The sequence below is a fragment of the uncultured Psychrobacter sp. genome (assembly GCF_947488565.1).
In the GTDB taxonomy this organism is placed as follows: Bacteria; Pseudomonadota; Gammaproteobacteria; order Pseudomonadales; family Moraxellaceae; genus Psychrobacter; species Psychrobacter saeujeotis.
This window is the reverse complement of the sequence record NZ_CANKZC010000008.1, coordinates 1-16,819: the sequence shown is the minus strand read 5'-3', so window position 1 is coordinate 16,819 and position 16,819 is coordinate 1. Positions and strand designations below refer to the sequence as shown.

The window sequence follows — 16,819 nt, the reverse complement described above, 5'->3', positions numbered from 1 at the left end:
AACTCGATGATGCTGGATATGCTCGCAGCCATTGCTCGAAAAGATTATGAGGATCGCCGTAACCGTCAGATGCAAGGTATTGCTCGTGCTAAGGCAGAAGGTAAGTATTCAGGACGTAGGAAAGATACCGAAAAGCGTAAGATCATCGCTAGTCTACTCAAATCAGGTCATAGCTATTCTGAGATACAAAGTATGACCAAGTGCTCACGGCATCTGATTGCTGTTATAGCTAAAGAAGCAAAGTAATACTCAAATACTCAAATACTCAAATACTCAAAAAAATATATCGCTTGTTGTCAAGTTATTATTCATCAAATTACCAATTAGAGAATGTTGAATATCCGGTAATCCTAGGGCGATTCAGCTAATCGCAACAGTCTCCAAGGAACTGGGAAAATCTTGCTCACATAATCATGTATATTAAGTCTTATTTGACGTACAGTGACCCTCAACGCTAATAAGATTACAAGGATGTGATCAAATGACTCAAGCTAACTATCAAATACCTAACGCTAAACCTCAGTTAACAGTATGCATTATCAATTCGTCTGGAAATTCCGGTAAGACTATTAGTGGCAGGTGTTTAGTTAAACCGCGCCTCCAAGATCCAAAATATTATAGAATTGGATTCAACAATAGAAACATTAGTGGAGATGAGATTTTTGCGACTGTAGACAAACTTAGAGATTTACATGTTGAGCTAATGATGGATACATCCGTTATTGTTGAAGTGGAGATATCTGAATTCGAGCGTACTATTGATCGGATGAATAAAATGATGGGATGTCATGAAGATTATGATTTTTTTCTGGTGCCAGTGGTTGATTCATCACCTAAATTAATAGCCGATAGTATTGGAACGATCAAAATATTAGTCAACATGGGCGTACCGCCTCATAAAATCAGAATACTGTTTAACAGAGACCCTGGTAGACACTCTGCCTATGACTATTTTGAAGAACTGACAGATACTCTTGATGAGCTTAAAATACCTTATGATCTGAACGCTCAGTTTCAATGTTATGACTTTTACGAAAAACTAGAAGCACTAAACCTTTCGTTCGAAGATCTCACAGAACATAATTTAATAGACGCTAAGGCACACTTAAAGAAAATAACAGAGAAAGGTAAAATCTATAGGTTAACGGATGCTGAGAAGGCAGCAAAAGCATTCTACGCTCAAGTTGTGCTGGTTCAAAGAGCTGCTCTTGCCTATAAATCAGAACATGATGAAGTGTTTGAAATCTTATTTCAAAATTATCCAGAGTCTGATATTGCTGAAAATTGTTAGACTAACTGACCATTAAAATTCGTAGGTGAACCTCTTATTCAGGCTAAGATCACAAAGGGTATTTCTATCTTCTAAAGAATAATAGTTGCCAGCATCAAAGCAAGTGTTACCATCTATGCAATTACTTATTTACTCATATGCTTACATGTGTATATACTCATTTGAGTAAAAACTTATATGAGTATATATTCAAATACGGAATCATTTTCATGAAAGTAATAGCGGTATTGAATCAAAAGGGTGGCAGTGGTAAGACAACTATCGCTACTCAATTAGCCCGGGGACTACAGCTGCAAGGGCATAGTGTCTTGTTAGTTGATAGCGATCAACAGGGTAGTGCGCGTGATTGGAGAGCAGTTGATGAAGATAACCCTGTGCCAGTTATTGGATTAGATAGACCGACTTTGGATAAAGATTTAAAAAACGTATCTGATAAAGAGTTTGTAGTTATTGACGGTTCTCCGCAAGCGACTACTCTTGCTATATCTGCAATTAAAGCTGCTGATTTTGTACTGATACCGGTACAACCAAGTCCTTACGATGTCTGGGCTACTAGCGATCTAGTAGATTTAGTCAAACAACGTATTGAGATGACTGATGATAAATTGAAGGCTGCTTTTGTAGTATCTAGGGCAATCCAAAATACCAATATCGGCAAAGAAGTGGCAACTGTTTTATTGGATTATGGTTTGCCTGTTCTAGATACTCGGATAATGCAGCGTGTCAGTTATCCAAATAGTGCTTCATTAGGCAAAACAGTATTTGATACAGAATCAGCTAATAGCAATGCTGTACAAGAAATGACGGCTTTGGTCAATGAAGTTAAAACATTTTTCGATGAATAATGGGGTGTGAATATGAAAGCAGGTAGGCCAAGTAAAGACGCTAAAAATACCTTAGATTTGTCAGACGTGACTAACGCTCCAAAGAAGACAGCAAGAGTCAACTTCAATCTTGATAAAGAAAAGTACATTTTATTAAAAAAATATGCGCTTAATAACGATAGGACAGTTACTCAGCTACTAACTGATATGATCGATGAAAAAATCGCTGAGCGATGAAAAAAATATGTAGAGAACCGCTATTTGATTTTGTGTATGTAGTTATCTAAATGGCAGTTATACAGAGTTCGGGATGGTTTCGAAGTAGTGATTAACCCAACGGATTAGTTTGCGCAATTAAGACTGTTGGAGTTTAAGGACTCTAAACCCAAGTCTGAAGTAAAATCAAAAACACCAACGCTTATTGTCGCTGAAAAGAAGAGTTGGTGGAAGTTTTGAGATTTCTAAAGTACAGTTAAGAGTAGTACCCCTCACTCAATCCTCTTAAAGTAGGATTATAACTATAACTATAAGAGCAATGAGAAAAGGCAAGTCTTGACTTTCGCTCGCTTCATATTTAGAGGTAAAGTACTTTATGTTAGACCCTAATGAAGAAGGAAGGAAGTCCATTAAATGGTACAAAACTGACGGTGACTTGTTCTTGCCAGAGTCCTATAAGCTCAGCAAGGAAACTGAAGTAAACAAGAAAGGGTTAAAAGATCGGATAAAATGGATATTTGATAATATTTCAGTAATTTTATTACTACCATCTTTTTTAGGAGCTGTGTGGCAGATATTAGAGCTATCGAGTATAAACGTTGCTTATATTAGATTCTTCTCAGTTACTCAAATACCTTTCGATGGAATACTTATATTATTTTTGCTTATTGTAATGTTTGTAATGGGCAAGGTGATCACAACCCTAGTAAAAAGTACTTTTAAGAATAGAGTTAAAGCTATTGAGGATGAAGAGGTCGCTAGTAGGATAGATAAAAAACTACGCTACTACGCGATAAAAAATGCTTTTGGTATAATATTATTTATATCCAGTTTAGTGTATTTAACTACCGAGCTTTTTATAGACCTTTTTCCTAAAGCACCTATTATCACGACACTGCTTTTAGGTATCTCTATTGGTTCAGTAGCGCTTATATTTGTTGATACTATTACACTAATTATGGTAAAAACTCGTAACGATAAGACTAGATCAGATCATACCAAAGTACACATAAAAACTTTTCTTGATAAATATAAAAACTATATATATTGGTTTTTTTTGGCAAGTTTAGTCTTCATTGTTTTTATAACATATAAGCTATTGATAGCATTTAGTGCAAGTTTCACACTACCTGTGAACCTGTATAACGTAAAGAATTTAGAGTCAGTAATATACAATGATTTCAAGACTAAAGATTACGAGATAGAGTACTTTAATGATAAGTATATCTTTGTCAAATTATGCACTATTAAGCAATGCAGTCACGAGGTTCATAAAGAAATTATTATCTATCCTACCGAGAAAGTATTATTTAAAGCTACATATGGCAAAGTTTGGGCTGGATATTTTACGACCTACAAACCTATTAATAATCAAGATAGTCCCTAACTGGACGTCTCTTAAACTGTGAAGCATTGGGAACTTCATAAATATTGTGTAAGTAAATGTCTAAGCTGAATGTATACCTACACGAAATTCAGGATATTATCGACTATTCATATGAAACTAATGATCTAACAAATACTCTTCTAGCGCATCGTTAATCATATCTTGGTAGTTTCCGCCGGTCTTTTTAGCCTTATCCTGGAATCTAGCAATGATACTAGGACTCACGATACTGGCACCGACCATAGAATCAGATGACACTACGCTGCCACGGGTCGCACCTGACCAGTCTGTGACTTCAGGTATATCAGACAAATCAATATCATGGTCTGAAAGCATCGCCAATCGTTGCAAGTTTGCTTCTTGCTCATTGTTTAAAGACGGTAACTCATTTGCTTTATAGCTAACCTTGTTCATAAAACCTCCTTTCAGCCTTAGTGGCAGGTCGTGCTGATATGATACGAATAACCTCGCCACCCTCACTATCTCTTTGAGTATGAGCGACCAGCAATACCGCTATCCCATTCACTGCACCAAGTGCTTGCCAACGCTCTTCACCATTCTCATATCGGTCTTGTTGACGCAAACACAAAGGATCAAAAAATACACGAGCTGCTTCTTCAAAGGATAAGCCATGTTTGCGTTGATTACTGCTATTTTTCTGTTCATCCCATTCAAATTCAATCATTGATCACCGTATTCAAGCGTATTGGTGCTAGGCACTGTCTGATAATCAAAAGACAGCGGTATTCGATTGGTTTCTGCTACCTGATGCAAAAATAACTTAATGGCCTGAGAAGGTGTTAAACCATAGCCTTCAAGCACTGAAAACGCCTTATCTTTTAATTCTTGATCCAGACGAATATTATAGTTGGTTGTACTCATAGCAGTACTTATCGCTTATTTATGTACCATTAATATAAGCGATAAGTGTACCCAACTCAATCACTCTAGCGTTTTAAACTTTCACGAATAGTGACAGTAACACGCTATTCGTCCAATTCACGCAGGAAATTATCAATTTTCTGTTTTAGCTCTTTTTGTATGACGTAGAGTTCGCTCGCGCTATATTCTCTCAGCATACTTTCCTCTCCTTTTAGCTCAAACATTTTTTTAAGTATGCTATCGCTATGAGCTTCATTTTCTAAACCAAAAGTGTTAAGGCGACCCATTTGACGGTAGTATTCTCGTTGCGCCTCTTCAAACATCATGAAATGGTTACTTGCTACTGATACACCTCGAATACTCATAGATTGCTCCTTTAGATTTAGGGAATGTCACTTATTGGATCTTCGTTTAATGCGGTATCAATAACTTATCTATCAAAAAGAGATTTATTTTGTTGACGCTCTTTAAATCTAGCTAAAGCTTCATCGGCATTCATTTTGGGTTTTGGCAGTTCGGCATTTTCTGTATTCGTAACCGTATCTTGATCTCTAGCTACTTGCTCAACTTTATTTTGCTCGATGCTGCTTTTATTTTCGTCCCCAAAATTATCTATCACAGCAGGTAATTGCTTTGATTCTTTTCTATAACGGTAAAGATAATTGGTTAGTGTGCCGGTCGTTAGAACGAGGTCATGACGCTCAGCGAGTATCTCAACCACTCCTTCATAGGTATATGAAACAGCTAGCTCTTCGATCACTTCATAAAGATCACGAAACCTGGAAAATTTTGTTCTCTTCGCCATAAATACCTATCTCCGTCTATTCTCGAAGCTAATTATCTTAATTATTAAAACGCTCATAATTTGCTCATATCTAACTAACGATTTGCTAACTTTTAGCCGATCATACAGTAATCGCTCATAATTTGCTCATATTTAGCTAACGATTTACTAATCTTTTGCTAACGATTTACTAACGTAACGCTCTTATAAGCCTTTTTAGCTAAAAAGGCTTACGACAGGTAGAAAATAACCGATTTTTCTACCTGCTTTTTGGCCATTAAATTATCCAATTTAATGACTACACCATACGCACCCTAAAGGAATGCCTAAATATCTGATATTGTTAGGTTTAATAAAATTGAGTTGTATGCAAAGTGTTTACAAAAAACCTGTTAGTTATTGATATATAAGGAAAAAGGGTGTTTGCAAACTGTATACAGAGAGGTTTTAGAAAGTCAAAAAATAGAGTTAGTAAATAGTTAGCCAGAAGTTAGTGAATATCAGAGCTTGCTGTTTATTACTAGATAATAAACATATTTTAGAAGGTTGCATTTAAGCACGACAATAGCTGTCGTATATAAGCCTTTTCAGTGATTCAAAACAGTTGTTTGTTGTTATTATAGAGATAGAATACGAACTATAATTTAAACTAAACTCTGAGAAATCAATATGAAATATAAACAAAAGTCTTTTCGAAAAATACCTGCAAACTTTTTACAGTTAACTGATAAATTCTTAATTGCAAAAAATCTCTCTGACTTTACAGAAAGCGATCTAGCAAGAATTCTAGATGATTTTTCATGGAAGAATGCTACAGAGTTCTTGCCTAATAAAAATGGTAAGCATTCTACGATCAATGCAGACGGTAAGACGATTCTAAGACGAGACCTACCGAAAGAAGTAGTTTCTCGAGAATATAAATACAAACGTTTGGAGTTTCATGGACGAGATAATAGGGTAGAGGTAGATGATTCAACATGGCGCTCTTTTGAAAGAATTTTTCGAGAGCAGCTGCCAGCTCCTAGCGTCCCGATCAAATGTATAATTAGTAATGATGAGAAGTTTTTAATAATCGAGTGTGATAGCAAAGACAGAGAGCAGTTGTTATTGCATAAACTGAACTTAGCTTTAGAGGTTTTCAAATCTGAGTTTGAAATACATATTTCTGCAAAGGACGGGTTTGTTAAGATTCCTACTAAATTCGAAGTTGTGAACTGGATGATTCTTCCTTCAGGCGAAAAAACCCAAGAAGAGATCATCTCTTTGATCAATAGCTCTATTTCACCTAAGCTTAAAAAGACCGAAAGACCTGTCATAGAAAAGCGTCTAGCTAAAATTAGCAGTTATCCAGCCGATGCTATGGCAATAGGGCTTGGAGGTTATAAAGGCTATATTATTTACCACTTTCCTCAAAAAAGCATATCAGTGTTAGAGTCTGATAACGTGAATAACGCTACTTATGTATTTGATTTTAAAAAATGGCAGGAATTATCACAATTAAGTAAAACTGAAATAATTGAAGAGGGTCTTGCTGAACAACGAATTATCCATAATCAAGAATGGGAATCTAATATTGATAAGTTGCTGAGTTAGAAGTGGCTTTCAAAAAATAGAATACTGTTATTTTCGTAAGCAAAAGAAGCCTTAATAGCGTGTCTGCTAGCTCAAAAGAGAAAACTATGACACGCTATAAATATTATCACCAATATCAGTTAACATCTGCAACGGTAAGCCAGTGTTTGGTCTAACTACTTTGGCATTAAAAGAGTCTGTTTCTCTTTTAATTAGTTTTAGTCTTTCTTCAGTTATGTCTGAAATCAGTTTAAAGCCAGATTCTTGAGCTGTGTGATTGGGTGGAATCTCACAGTCCGACTCCATTAGAAGGCATCTTCTTGTTCCTTCATCAGTGCCATTAAGGTCAGCTACTGCTTGCGCTGTAGTGCCTGATCCAGCAAAGAAATCAAGAATGACCGCATTGCTATCAGAGCATACGTCAATAATTTTCTTAATATATTCTAGCGGCTTAGGTGTATCGAAAATTTTAGAGCCGAATAAACTCTTTATTTCATTCGTACCTTTTTCTGTATAGAAGTTAGTATCATTCCACAGTGTTCTGACTTTAGTGCGTTTTTCAGCTTTATCGTTTCCAGCATAGTTTTTAACGTAAATTACACCATTTTTACTAGCATATAGCTGCCATGCTCTTTTTTCAGCGGTATCTACACCCCAAAGCCAACGTCTTTCTACTCCCTTTGAGTCGATTGGATACACAGCCTTCCATCCTTTAATGGCTTCAATAGATACTTTGCCGCTATTGGGATTGAAATACAGAGGATAGAACATATTTGGTCTGTCTGTTCTCAGGCTAGCTTCGCCTTTTTTACGAAACAATCCATCAACTCGATATTGACCGAACTCATCCTGCTTATTATAGTCAGTTTCATCACTTTGCCCACGTAAACCTGCTTGCTTTGACTTACCGTAAATAAGTAGGTATTCATGGTTGGTAGCCAGATTTTTTTTACTACCTTTACCATTTTTTGAACGGCAAACAACGATACTCCCAATGAAATTATCTTCGCCAAAAATTCTATCCATTAAAATTTTAAGATAAGCTTGTTCGTAGTCATCAATACTAATACTGATAATACCTGTTTCTTTCAGTATTTCTCTAGCAGCCACCAATCGCGGCAACATGAAGCTCATCCAAGCTGAGTGTGTGCCAAACATACCTCTTACTTCAGATTTTCGATTATCTTCATAGAGAAACTTTGATCCTGTGTTATAGGGAGGGTCTATGTAGCACATGTCTACAATCTCTGGAGACATGAGAGCAAGCTCTTTTAGATAGATCAGATTATCACCAACAAAAAGAGTGGTGTCAGCATTAACCCAACTTTGACAGGCTTCGTGGAAGCTCTCAGTATGCTCAAATGACGAGTGTTGTTGAAGTTCCAACCCTAGCTCTTTTTGTAGCTTACTTACTTTTAAATCTATTGTAGATAACATATTAAACCTTATTTATTACAGGTATTATAACGGCTTAATTTAACTTTGACAGAAGGATCAGTAATGCGGCTTCGCCCAGAAAACCTTGATGCTCCAGAACAACTTGCTGAATTTGATCAGTGGCTTACTGCAAAACTAGAGAGAATTAAGGATAGTAAGAGATTTAATTCAGAAATAGAGGCACTATGCCAATGTATCGAGACAATTTCACCTCATCTGAATAATTTTTCCAGTTATCAAGATTGTACTGTCGAAAATATTTGTGATGCTGTCGTAAGTGCGAGTAGACAATTCGTAGTAGGGGAATCTTTCGCCAAAGACGAACAACACGTCTCAGTTTTCTACGAAGCATTTTTCAATCTGCTGTTTTTAACATCTGGCGCAACTGACAACAACCTAAAAAACCATTTCTTGATACAGTTGAAAGAAGACGATGTAAAACCTTTTATACCAAAAAGAGGATCATCTAAAAAAATAATAAAATTTACCCTAAAAGAACTCCCTTCCACGATAAAGTCTGATTTTGTCGCAAAGTCTTTAGCGTCTTGTTTTGTTGGCTCTCATGAAACATACTTTTCTGAAGTTAAGACTGAGCCTACTTTTGACTTAATGTTTTATCTAAGACTGCTTCTAAAAGAGTATATAAGCCTAATACTTGAAGACGAAGAAGAAACAAAGCAGTTTTGGGCAATTTGCCGCTCATATACCGAGCTAAACAGTCTTACAGCATCTGACGATTTAGGTAAATACTTACTTAATGCTTGTACCATATTTAAAGTAAGAGGTAGCGTTTCGGCTACTGGTGGACATATTACCGAAGATTTACTTCGAGAAAAGCTGTTAACTATGGGGTTGCAGCCAAATTCTGATTTTAATATTAATGATGTAACCATTGGTGAAGAAGAGATTGTAGAAGACGGTAAAAGGAAGAAAAAAACAAGGGCATATGACTTTATACTCCCTTATAAAGTAGATAATTGGGAACCAAAACCAAAGTTATTTATACAATCTCAGTTTTACGCTGGTGATTCTGGCAGTGTGTCACATAAAGTAGTAGATCAAACTCATAGCTCTAGAACATTCACACTTGCAAACTATGCCAATGCGCGGTTTGTTGAATATCTTGATGGTGCTGGTTACTACGCAGCTTTACGTGGCGATCTAAAGCATATGCTAGCGTTTGATAGTACAGCATCTTTTTTTCAAGTTAAAAGTATCTTAATAAGATTAAGACGAGAACTCCAACATATATGTTTTTTGACACCTATTGAACTTGAGCACGCTATCATCACTAGCGAACAAGGCTTAAAAGAGTCGGTTTTTCATTCGTTAGAGCTTGATGGTTATCCGAAAGAAGAAATTGAGCGCATAACTTTAGTTTGTATAGAACTTGGGTATATAAGTGAGACTATCGACAAGAATGGCACTAAACTAATAATATCTGTGGAGCGTAGCGAAATTACTAGAAGGCTCTTAATTCTTGATATTGCTGCAAACTATGCTTCGACTATTTCAAATGAACAAAGAAAAAGTATGAAGTATTTATTGGTGCCAGGCTACGGGGCAAACTATGGAATTATTGAGTCCGAGCTAACTAACCTTGTTTGCTCTATATGTAAGCAGATCACTATTAGTGCTCCCGTCTTTGCGAGTGATATTGAATGGCTGTTAGATGAAGGTGTTTTCAAACGCCGCTAACAGAATCATATATGCCTTAACTGACCATTTAAGAGGGCTGAAACCCTAGTTTTTGGAGATAAGGCAGATAAAGTTTTTGCTTATTTTCATCCAATAGCTCTGCATCAATTCGTGCAGCGAATTGCTTATAATCTTCACCTTGTTTGGCATAACTAGATAATTCGTTCATTTGTGACAACTTAGATGCAAAAGTAGCACGTTGTTTATCCGTCATCTTCAATGCCGTAAACATATCAGGAGTATCATTACCTCCTTTTGACTCTATGGCTTTTTTTGATTTAGGTTTAGGCTTTGCCTTAAATTTAAATGTAAATCCTACAATACTACGCCCCTCTTTATGCTGATCATATTTAACAGTAATATCCGTATGTGTATTAATCTGCTGAACAGCAAAATCTAGAACAAACTTTTTGAAATTACTCATCGTTTTATACTGCGAAGGTTCAACACCCAGCTGTTTTCTGAAATTTTGTAGCTCAAACTTGGGAGTTTTGCCTGTGGAGCGCCACTGAATAACAAGTTCGTAAAGCCTAATAGCATAACTACTATCAAGATTTGCAACTTGCTCTAATTCATAACTGGTAAATTGCTCCTCTAACCTTGTTATCAGGGGAACAACGTCGGAAGTGAATCGCATATAAACTGTGCCGTTAGCTTTTTCATAACCAATTTTATCTACCCAACGACAATGAAATGAGCGATCGGCACCGTTTTTAGGATTTTTATCATGGTAGGTTACATATCTGTCAAACAGCCCTTTACTTGCATCTTTTATTATTTCATAAGAGTTATTCTTATCAATACCAAATTGATCAGCATAAGAATGAGCATGGATTCTTAACAAACTATTGTGGTCAATTCCTTCTCCTGTCTCTCTTGCTTCAATTATTGCTAGCAATATTAATCGTTGTTCTGCTAATCCAAGCGTATAGCTCGCTTCGATGAGTGCGTTATCTTTCACGACTAATTCAGACATTTCCATAACCATACCTATTTAAGTAGTTCGTAAGATAATCTATTTTAAATAGATTGTCAAATGAGCAACCTATTTACAGGGTAAACCTATTCATATAACAGGGTAAACCTATTCATATAACAGGGTAAACCTATTCATATAACAGGGTAAACCTATTCATATCTATCTTTCACACCTTTTGTACCAATGGATACAGAGAACGTAAAAGCATTTAAAAGTTATTAAAAACATTAAAAGCATTTAAAAAGAATTTTTAGTTGAAAAAATAGGTTTTTAAATCAGGAAATATGAGAAATTTAAACTACAATCGCAATATTAGCCACCTAATAGCTTCACAGAGCGTTTTTATTGACAGGGTTGTCATGGTACCAAAACATATGTTTTAGCCCGTATGGCGAAGATACGGGCTAAATAAACTTGTATTTAGAAGAGAGTGTCAGTTATAATCAATGTTAGTTAGATTTCCTAACTAAATGGCAAAAAAAAAGAGCCATCATTTCTGATAGCCCTTTTTATAAGTCACTTAAATTAATCTAGAATATATGAGAACGAGCTAGATCAGGTTAGTAACCTATTTGTTGTGAGAGACAATACTTTACTACATCTGATGTGGTTTACTCAAGTAAACAGGTAAAAATTGTTTGTTCAAGTGAGTTCTCATATGTTCTTCAATACGAGCATATAATATGAAATTAGGTATTTTAATACCGAGTGTCACCACTCACAAAGGCGCAATCCTAGCTAGACTGTTACATGGCGAGAAACTGCGTAATAAAAAGCTTTTCCATGATATCGATAGCTGTGCTTCAGGAGCTAGAATCAGTGAACTACGATCAGATGGATGGAAGATAGATGATAAGTTTGTTCATGCAGTTACTAAAGAAAAAAAAGAGGTTCAGGTTAAAGAGTACTTTATATCTAGAAGCAACATTATAGAGTATTTAAAAAATCAGAACCTTCAAGATTTCTTGGCATTAGCTGAGCGTAAGTATAAAAAAGCTAGCTAAATTATAATTTTTAAAATGTTCATTGAGCAACTGCTCAGTGAACATTTTTTTTCAAATAACATTAGCAATCGAAATTAACCATGTTACATAGATATGGTGAAAGATTTAGTTTTTATTCACTTACGACTTTGGAAAGAATATGGATATTATTAACTTAGAGCAATTATCTTTAATAATAATTAGCGCTATCGTTGGCGTTGCTATTAGTGAGGTGTATAAAAAACTACCTGTGCAGGAAATGTTCACGCTTTTTGGAAAATATCACAAGGCATCTAGACTGAAGGAACTTATCAAGATTAAGAAGTACCGTCTTGATATGCGTCATTATTTGTATGAGCTACAAATGGCTCAAAACTGGTTTATTGCTTTAATAGTAGTAGCTGTAGTGAATTTTGTCTTTTTGCTAGGGAGTGGTTTCTTAAAGTATCCGCTTTGGTTATTTATGATAGGAATGCTACCAACTTATACTATAGAGCTAATATGGCTGAACAAAATAAGCTACGTGGATGACCTTAAGGTTTATCAAAAAGGCAATCCAGAATGGGAAAAACGAAAACAGCGTAAAGTAGCACGTAAACAACGTAAAAAATTGAGATTGGAGCGCCAGAGGGAAAAGTTGAAACAACTAGGACAAAGTGAAGCTTAGCACCGTCCAAAGACGGTACAGACCTATTTATCATAGTCGATCAGGTCATATGCCAAAGCATACAGAAGGTCAATATTAGCGTGCCGAAGTTTATTAGCAACATCGCAAGATCATATAACGTCATTCTTCTCTCCTTATAGTTGTTAGGTTTATATGTATTTAATGAAATTGAAAACTCAGTTTTGAGCTGGGCCCCGATGTCTTGCTAACATTATGGCCATTAGCCGTAAAACAGGTTAGATGACGGCGTTCAGTTAGCCCTCTATTATCGAAATGCGTTATAGGCTTCTCAACATGGATTAGAGTGTATTCGCTCGATACACCATATTCACTCATTCTCTAGAGTTTGATCATTCAATGATTTTATAGAGGATTAAGGATTATTTAGACTACGAGTAACTATTTACACTTTAATAAAATGCAGTGCTACCACGTAGGGGATATAGTTCCGAGTTCCACAGTTCTGTTATCCACGGTTAATTTAAAGGGTTTAGGGGTGTTCCAACCTGCTCTTCTCTTATTAGTGCATCATTCAAAAAAAGACCTTCAGTATCTACTGAAGGTCTTTTTTGTTTAATAAGGTTTGTACCTGGTTATAAGTAGTTGAGGCGATATTTTCTGTGCTTTAGCTCCATCGGGTAATGATTTAAAGCTGAACACTAATTGTAAGAGTGAAAAATACACTATATTATTTTACGTTTAATACGATAGTAACTTGATTTTATCGTATAATAATATAGTATATCTATAAATCATTAACGATAAAAATAAATTCTAACGTATAAGATTTATAAAAAGGGGCTATCTTATGAGTGGAGTAGTAGGTATTTTTACGGGTAAAGATCTAAAAATGATGGAGTCAGAAGGCGGATCAGGTTATTGGGTAGCCAGAACGGATAGAATCAAAGGTTCAGAATACGTTTTCTTCATGCGTAATCGTAGAGAACAGTGGGCAGCAAAGGATGGAGTTGAACATGGCCAAGCTTTTGCAATAGGTAAAATCTCTGGATGCATCCCTTCCCAAAAGTATGACGGAAGAAAGCTTATTCAAATGAGCGAGTACTCACTATTGCCTGATAACTCAGAATTTAAAAAAGCTTGGAAGAAGCTAACAAATGGTCAAAGATACCCAGTCGCTTATCTAACCACAGAAAACCTATTGGAAGCACTCGATCTTGATGTTGCTAAAATTAGTTGGTCTACGTTTAATGCAAATCCTGATGCAGAAAGTGTTTCGGATGAAGCTGGTTTAGATGGGGAGACTATGACTGATGAGAAAGAGCTATCTGAAATCATATTTGAAGCAAAAGAAATGATAGCTCTTGCAGCCGATGTTGATATAGATAAAATTAGCATACAGATTAGTTTTTAGTTCAATAAAAAAGCCCCCAGCTGGGGGCTTTTTCTTCGTTAATTCACTGGGCTGAAACCGTCCTAGAATCATTTACCATAATGTACCTTTATACGATTCGATGAATAAGCTTTAATCTTTGATAATCTCAAAACTATTTAGAAACCTCAGATGATGCATTTTGCTACGCTGTGGTATTACCCTAATATTTAGCTATGGAGTGCCACATGTTTTTTATACGGAAAGCAGACCAGAACGATGCATCAGATATTGCTCATATACACTTTGAAAGTTGGAACGCTACGTATTCGAACCTTTTACCTGAAACGTATAGAGAAAAAGAAAATAATTTATCTCAAAAAATAGAGATGTGGGGGAAAGTGTTACCTAGCTCGGGTGTGAACACATGGGTAGCATACGATGCTGAGAATACCACTGTAGGGTTTATTTCTTACTTTAAGAAAGATCACGATTGTGAAATAACCACTCTGTATCTCTTACCGCAATATCAAAATTTAGGAATAGGCACTAAGTTAATGGACTCAGTCATAATTGATGCTTCTCAATATAATAGCTGCTCTAGCCTAACTTTATGGGTGTTAAAAACTAATCTATCTGCGATCAGCTTCTATGAAAAATTTGGTTTTGAGTCTGATAGCCAATGTCATGAAGAGCTATACGAGGGCATCAAAATAACAGATGTCAGAATGATAAAATCACTCTAATATCTGCTATCTCGGTGCCTTTTCTTATATTATCTGAGAGTATTGAGTCTCAAACTATTTTGGAACGGTTTAGTGATAGAGTACCCCAGTTCTGGCACTGAAACCAAATAGATTCAGTAAAGCTTATAGCTACCTATTATTAATAAAAATCATAAGAAGAGATTGATATGCCAACCTTTATAGTTGTAGATAATGGAATTGTTAATCTATCGGAAGTTAAACAGATAACTGCGGATAAAAAGCGACTTACAATCACATTTCATTTAGGATTTTGGAATGGTAATGCGTTTAAAAAATGTACTGATAGCCAGCACTTTGAAGAAGTTTTTGAAAGTATAGTAACTAAGTTAGAAGCTGAGCGTATTTGAATATCTATACCGAACCAATCAGACGCTTGCACTGGTTCGGTTCCCTAGTGAGGACTCGAAAGCTAAGCTGTGGGCTAATTCTATAAACGTTTTAACTCGCTGAAATAGTCACAGTGTACTTCATGGTGTACATGAACTGAGCTTTTTGAATATAAAATTAACTAAGGGTTTTCTGCTAAAAAATTATGATAAATACTGTATTTGCATCAAAGATCGATCTCTGGTTAGCGTTTTTAATATTAGGTTTTAGCTTACTACTCATTTTGGTGCCTATAGGGGAATGGATATACAACAATAGTTCAATCAAAAGAACGATATTTATTAGTATTTTTACCATGCCAAGTGCAATATTACTCTTGTTAATACTTTTCAGCGTAAAGTACAGTTTGTCAGATGACGAACTGTTAGTGAATTATGGTATTTCTACTCGAAGCATCTCATTGAAAGACATTACACAAATCACTCCTACCAACAGTACGTTATCTGCTCCAGCACTGTCCTTAGATAGGATTGAGATAATATATAAAGGGGGTAGCATAGTTATATCACCAAAAGACAAAGATGGGTTTTATCATGCAATACAAGAACGTGTTCCTGCATTAAAGAACGATGGTAATGATGGGTTGATAAAGAATTAGCCGATAGTTCGATGCGCTATACAGGCATCGAACTGTAGGCTATAACCCTAATTTTTTAGGAAATGTTTAGGGTTTAGATATCTATTTTTGATGAATTCTTCGATATTCAGCACAAGCAAACTGATATCCATTGCTACAAGACTTTTGATACCATTCTAGCGCTTTGTTTTTATCCTGCTGTATATTGATACCCTTCTCATAGAATACTGCCAGCCCTGATTGAGCCATTGGAAGATCCTGCAAAGCTGCCTTGCGCGTCCACTCAAAAGCTTTCGTATCACTTTGGGTTGTGCCTTTACCTTTAAGGTACATATCTCCAATTTTTGATTGGTATAAATCAATACCGTCATTGGCTAAGTTTTGATATAACTCAAACGCTTTAGCATCGTTTTGATCTACGCCTTGACCCTTCTCATACATCAATGCCAGCATCCCCTGCATTTCTTTATGTCCATGGTTAGCTGCTTGTTGTAACCAATAAAATGCTTTTGAATAATCTTGAGGAACGCCTCTACCATAGTAGTATATAAGCCCTAATTGCGCTTGGCTTGAACCATCTCCTAGATTAGCTTGTACTGTAAGGTCTTCAAAATCCTTCTCAACATCCGATTTCACGGTTGGAACATTGTTTTGAATGCCATTCATCTTAGTATCAATGGCTTTAGTACACCCTGTCAGCATAATGCCAGTAAGCAAGAATGTTGTTAATATCTTTTCCATAACTACTTGTCCTTTTAGTTAATCAAGGTAACGCTATAATTTACCACTTACATCCCTATCATGATGTATTCTAAATACACCATTAGATGGTCTTATTATGTATACCTTAACGGAACCACCTAAAAAGCCCCTTAAACCTATTAACAGACTACTTAAAACAGACTGCTATAATGGAACCACTTATAACAGACTATTTTAGGTGTTTATGTTTATCAGAGCTTATCTACGAGCGTCTACCAAAGAACAAGACGCTAAGCGTGCCAAAAGCGAACTCATAGCATTTGCCAACGATCATGG

At 35.9% G+C, this 16,819-nt stretch carries 20 protein-coding genes and 2 pseudogenes; 14 read left to right on the top strand and 8 right to left on the bottom strand.

The window, feature by feature from the left end; all coding sequences use genetic code 11:
• The 5 genes and pseudogenes from Q0890_RS13320 to Q0890_RS13300 all read left to right on the top strand — a co-directional run.
• Nucleotides 1-246 (top strand): annotated as a pseudogene (locus Q0890_RS13320) (resolvase); the annotation flags it as partial.
• 235 nt (nt 247-481) lie between these two features.
• Nucleotides 482-1,291 (top strand): hypothetical protein, encoded by an 810-nt coding sequence (locus tag Q0890_RS13315; RefSeq protein WP_299221920.1) that lies wholly within the window; start codon nt 482-484, stop codon nt 1,289-1,291.
• A 209-nt stretch (nt 1,292-1,500) separates the two neighbouring features.
• Complete coding sequence (parA, locus tag Q0890_RS13310) at nt 1,501-2,136, top strand: ParA family partition ATPase (protein WP_193837090.1); 636 nt, start codon at nt 1,501-1,503, stop codon at nt 2,134-2,136.
• Nucleotides 2,137-2,148: 12 nt separating this feature from the next.
• The gene (locus Q0890_RS13305) at nt 2,149-2,352 is read left to right on the top strand and encodes a plasmid partition protein ParG (RefSeq protein ID WP_299221913.1); all 204 of its coding nucleotides are present in this window, start codon (nt 2,149-2,151) and stop codon (nt 2,350-2,352) included.
• 355 nt (nt 2,353-2,707) lie between these two features.
• Nucleotides 2,708-3,718 (top strand): hypothetical protein, encoded by a 1,011-nt coding sequence (locus Q0890_RS13300; RefSeq protein ID WP_299221910.1) that lies wholly within the window; start codon nt 2,708-2,710, stop codon nt 3,716-3,718.
• A gap of 117 nt (nt 3,719-3,835) precedes the next feature.
• On the opposite strand, the gene Q0890_RS13295 is transcribed toward Q0890_RS13300, so the two are convergent.
• The 5 genes from Q0890_RS13295 to Q0890_RS13275 all read right to left on the bottom strand — a co-directional run bounded on the left by Q0890_RS13295 (nt 3,836) and on the right by Q0890_RS13275 (nt 5,405).
• A complete protein-coding gene (locus tag Q0890_RS13295) occupies nt 3,836-4,132 on the bottom strand; it encodes a hypothetical protein (protein ID WP_299221908.1) in 297 nt (98 codons plus the stop codon).
• Nucleotides 4,119-4,400 (bottom strand): BrnT family toxin, encoded by a 282-nt coding sequence (locus tag Q0890_RS13290; RefSeq protein ID WP_299221927.1) that lies wholly within the window; start codon nt 4,398-4,400, stop codon nt 4,119-4,121. The genes Q0890_RS13295 and Q0890_RS13290 overlap by 14 nt, the downstream gene beginning before the upstream one ends.
• Entirely contained in the window at nt 4,400-4,600 is a 201-nt protein-coding gene (locus Q0890_RS13285) for a type II toxin-antitoxin system RelB/DinJ family antitoxin (RefSeq protein ID WP_299221906.1), read from the bottom strand. Before Q0890_RS13285 ends, Q0890_RS13290 begins: the two co-directional genes overlap by 1 nt.
• A 104-nt stretch (nt 4,601-4,704) precedes the next feature.
• Entirely contained in the window at nt 4,705-4,965 is a 261-nt protein-coding gene (locus Q0890_RS13280; RefSeq protein ID WP_299221903.1) for a hypothetical protein, read from the bottom strand.
• Between the two features lie 65 nt (nt 4,966-5,030).
• Complete coding sequence (locus Q0890_RS13275; RefSeq protein WP_299221900.1) at nt 5,031-5,405, bottom strand: hypothetical protein; 375 nt, start codon at nt 5,403-5,405, stop codon at nt 5,031-5,033.
• A gap of 648 nt (nt 5,406-6,053) precedes the next feature.
• On the opposite strand from Q0890_RS13275, the gene Q0890_RS13270 reads away from it, so the two are divergent.
• Complete coding sequence (locus Q0890_RS13270) at nt 6,054-6,977, top strand: hypothetical protein (RefSeq protein ID WP_299221897.1); 924 nt, start codon at nt 6,054-6,056, stop codon at nt 6,975-6,977.
• Between the two features lie 84 nt (nt 6,978-7,061).
• On the opposite strand, the gene Q0890_RS13265 is transcribed toward Q0890_RS13270, so the two are convergent.
• A complete protein-coding gene (locus Q0890_RS13265; protein ID WP_299221893.1) occupies nt 7,062-8,393 on the bottom strand; it encodes a site-specific DNA-methyltransferase in 1,332 nt (443 codons plus the stop codon).
• Nucleotides 8,394-8,456: 63 nt separating this feature from the next.
• On the opposite strand from Q0890_RS13265, the gene Q0890_RS13260 reads away from it, so the two are divergent.
• Complete coding sequence (locus Q0890_RS13260) at nt 8,457-10,091, top strand: hypothetical protein (protein WP_299221891.1); 1,635 nt, start codon at nt 8,457-8,459, stop codon at nt 10,089-10,091.
• Nucleotides 10,092-10,119: 28 nt separating this feature from the next.
• Here Q0890_RS13260 and repM read toward each other — a convergent pair whose 3' ends face one another.
• Nucleotides 10,120-11,067: a replication initiation protein RepM gene (gene repM, locus Q0890_RS13255; protein WP_299221925.1), complete on the bottom strand. Its 948-nt coding sequence runs from the start codon at nt 11,065-11,067 to the stop codon at nt 10,120-10,122.
• Nucleotides 11,068-11,753: 686 nt separating this feature from the next.
• On the opposite strand from repM, the gene Q0890_RS13250 reads away from it, so the two are divergent.
• From Q0890_RS13250 to Q0890_RS13225, 6 genes are all read left to right on the top strand, one after another.
• Entirely contained in the window at nt 11,754-12,074 is a 321-nt protein-coding gene (locus tag Q0890_RS13250) for a helix-turn-helix domain-containing protein (protein ID WP_299221888.1), read from the top strand.
• Between the two features lie 139 nt (nt 12,075-12,213).
• Nucleotides 12,214-12,720 (top strand): hypothetical protein, encoded by a 507-nt coding sequence (locus Q0890_RS13245; RefSeq protein ID WP_299221886.1) that lies wholly within the window; start codon nt 12,214-12,216, stop codon nt 12,718-12,720.
• Between the two features lie 808 nt (nt 12,721-13,528).
• A complete protein-coding gene (locus Q0890_RS13240) occupies nt 13,529-14,092 on the top strand; it encodes a hypothetical protein (RefSeq protein ID WP_299221884.1) in 564 nt (187 codons plus the stop codon).
• Between the two features lie 206 nt (nt 14,093-14,298).
• On the top strand, nt 14,299-14,796 hold the full coding sequence (locus Q0890_RS13235) for a GNAT family N-acetyltransferase (RefSeq protein ID WP_299221880.1): 498 nt from the start codon (nt 14,299-14,301) through the stop codon (nt 14,794-14,796).
• Nucleotides 14,797-14,963: 167 nt separating this feature from the next.
• The gene (locus tag Q0890_RS13230) at nt 14,964-15,164 is read left to right on the top strand and encodes a hypothetical protein (protein ID WP_299221877.1); all 201 of its coding nucleotides are present in this window, start codon (nt 14,964-14,966) and stop codon (nt 15,162-15,164) included.
• 185 nt (nt 15,165-15,349) lie between these two features.
• The gene (locus Q0890_RS13225; protein ID WP_367276854.1) at nt 15,350-15,802 is read left to right on the top strand and encodes a PH domain-containing protein; all 453 of its coding nucleotides are present in this window, start codon (nt 15,350-15,352) and stop codon (nt 15,800-15,802) included.
• 81 nt (nt 15,803-15,883) lie between these two features.
• On the opposite strand, the gene Q0890_RS13220 is transcribed toward Q0890_RS13225, so the two are convergent.
• Nucleotides 15,884-16,522, bottom strand: coding sequence for a tetratricopeptide repeat protein (locus tag Q0890_RS13220; RefSeq protein WP_299221874.1), 639 nt, complete (start codon nt 16,520-16,522; stop codon nt 15,884-15,886).
• Nucleotides 16,523-16,727: 205 nt separating this feature from the next.
• On the opposite strand from Q0890_RS13220, the pseudogene Q0890_RS13215 reads away from it, so the two are divergent.
• A pseudogene (locus Q0890_RS13215) lies at nt 16,728-16,819 on the top strand (resolvase); the annotation flags it as partial.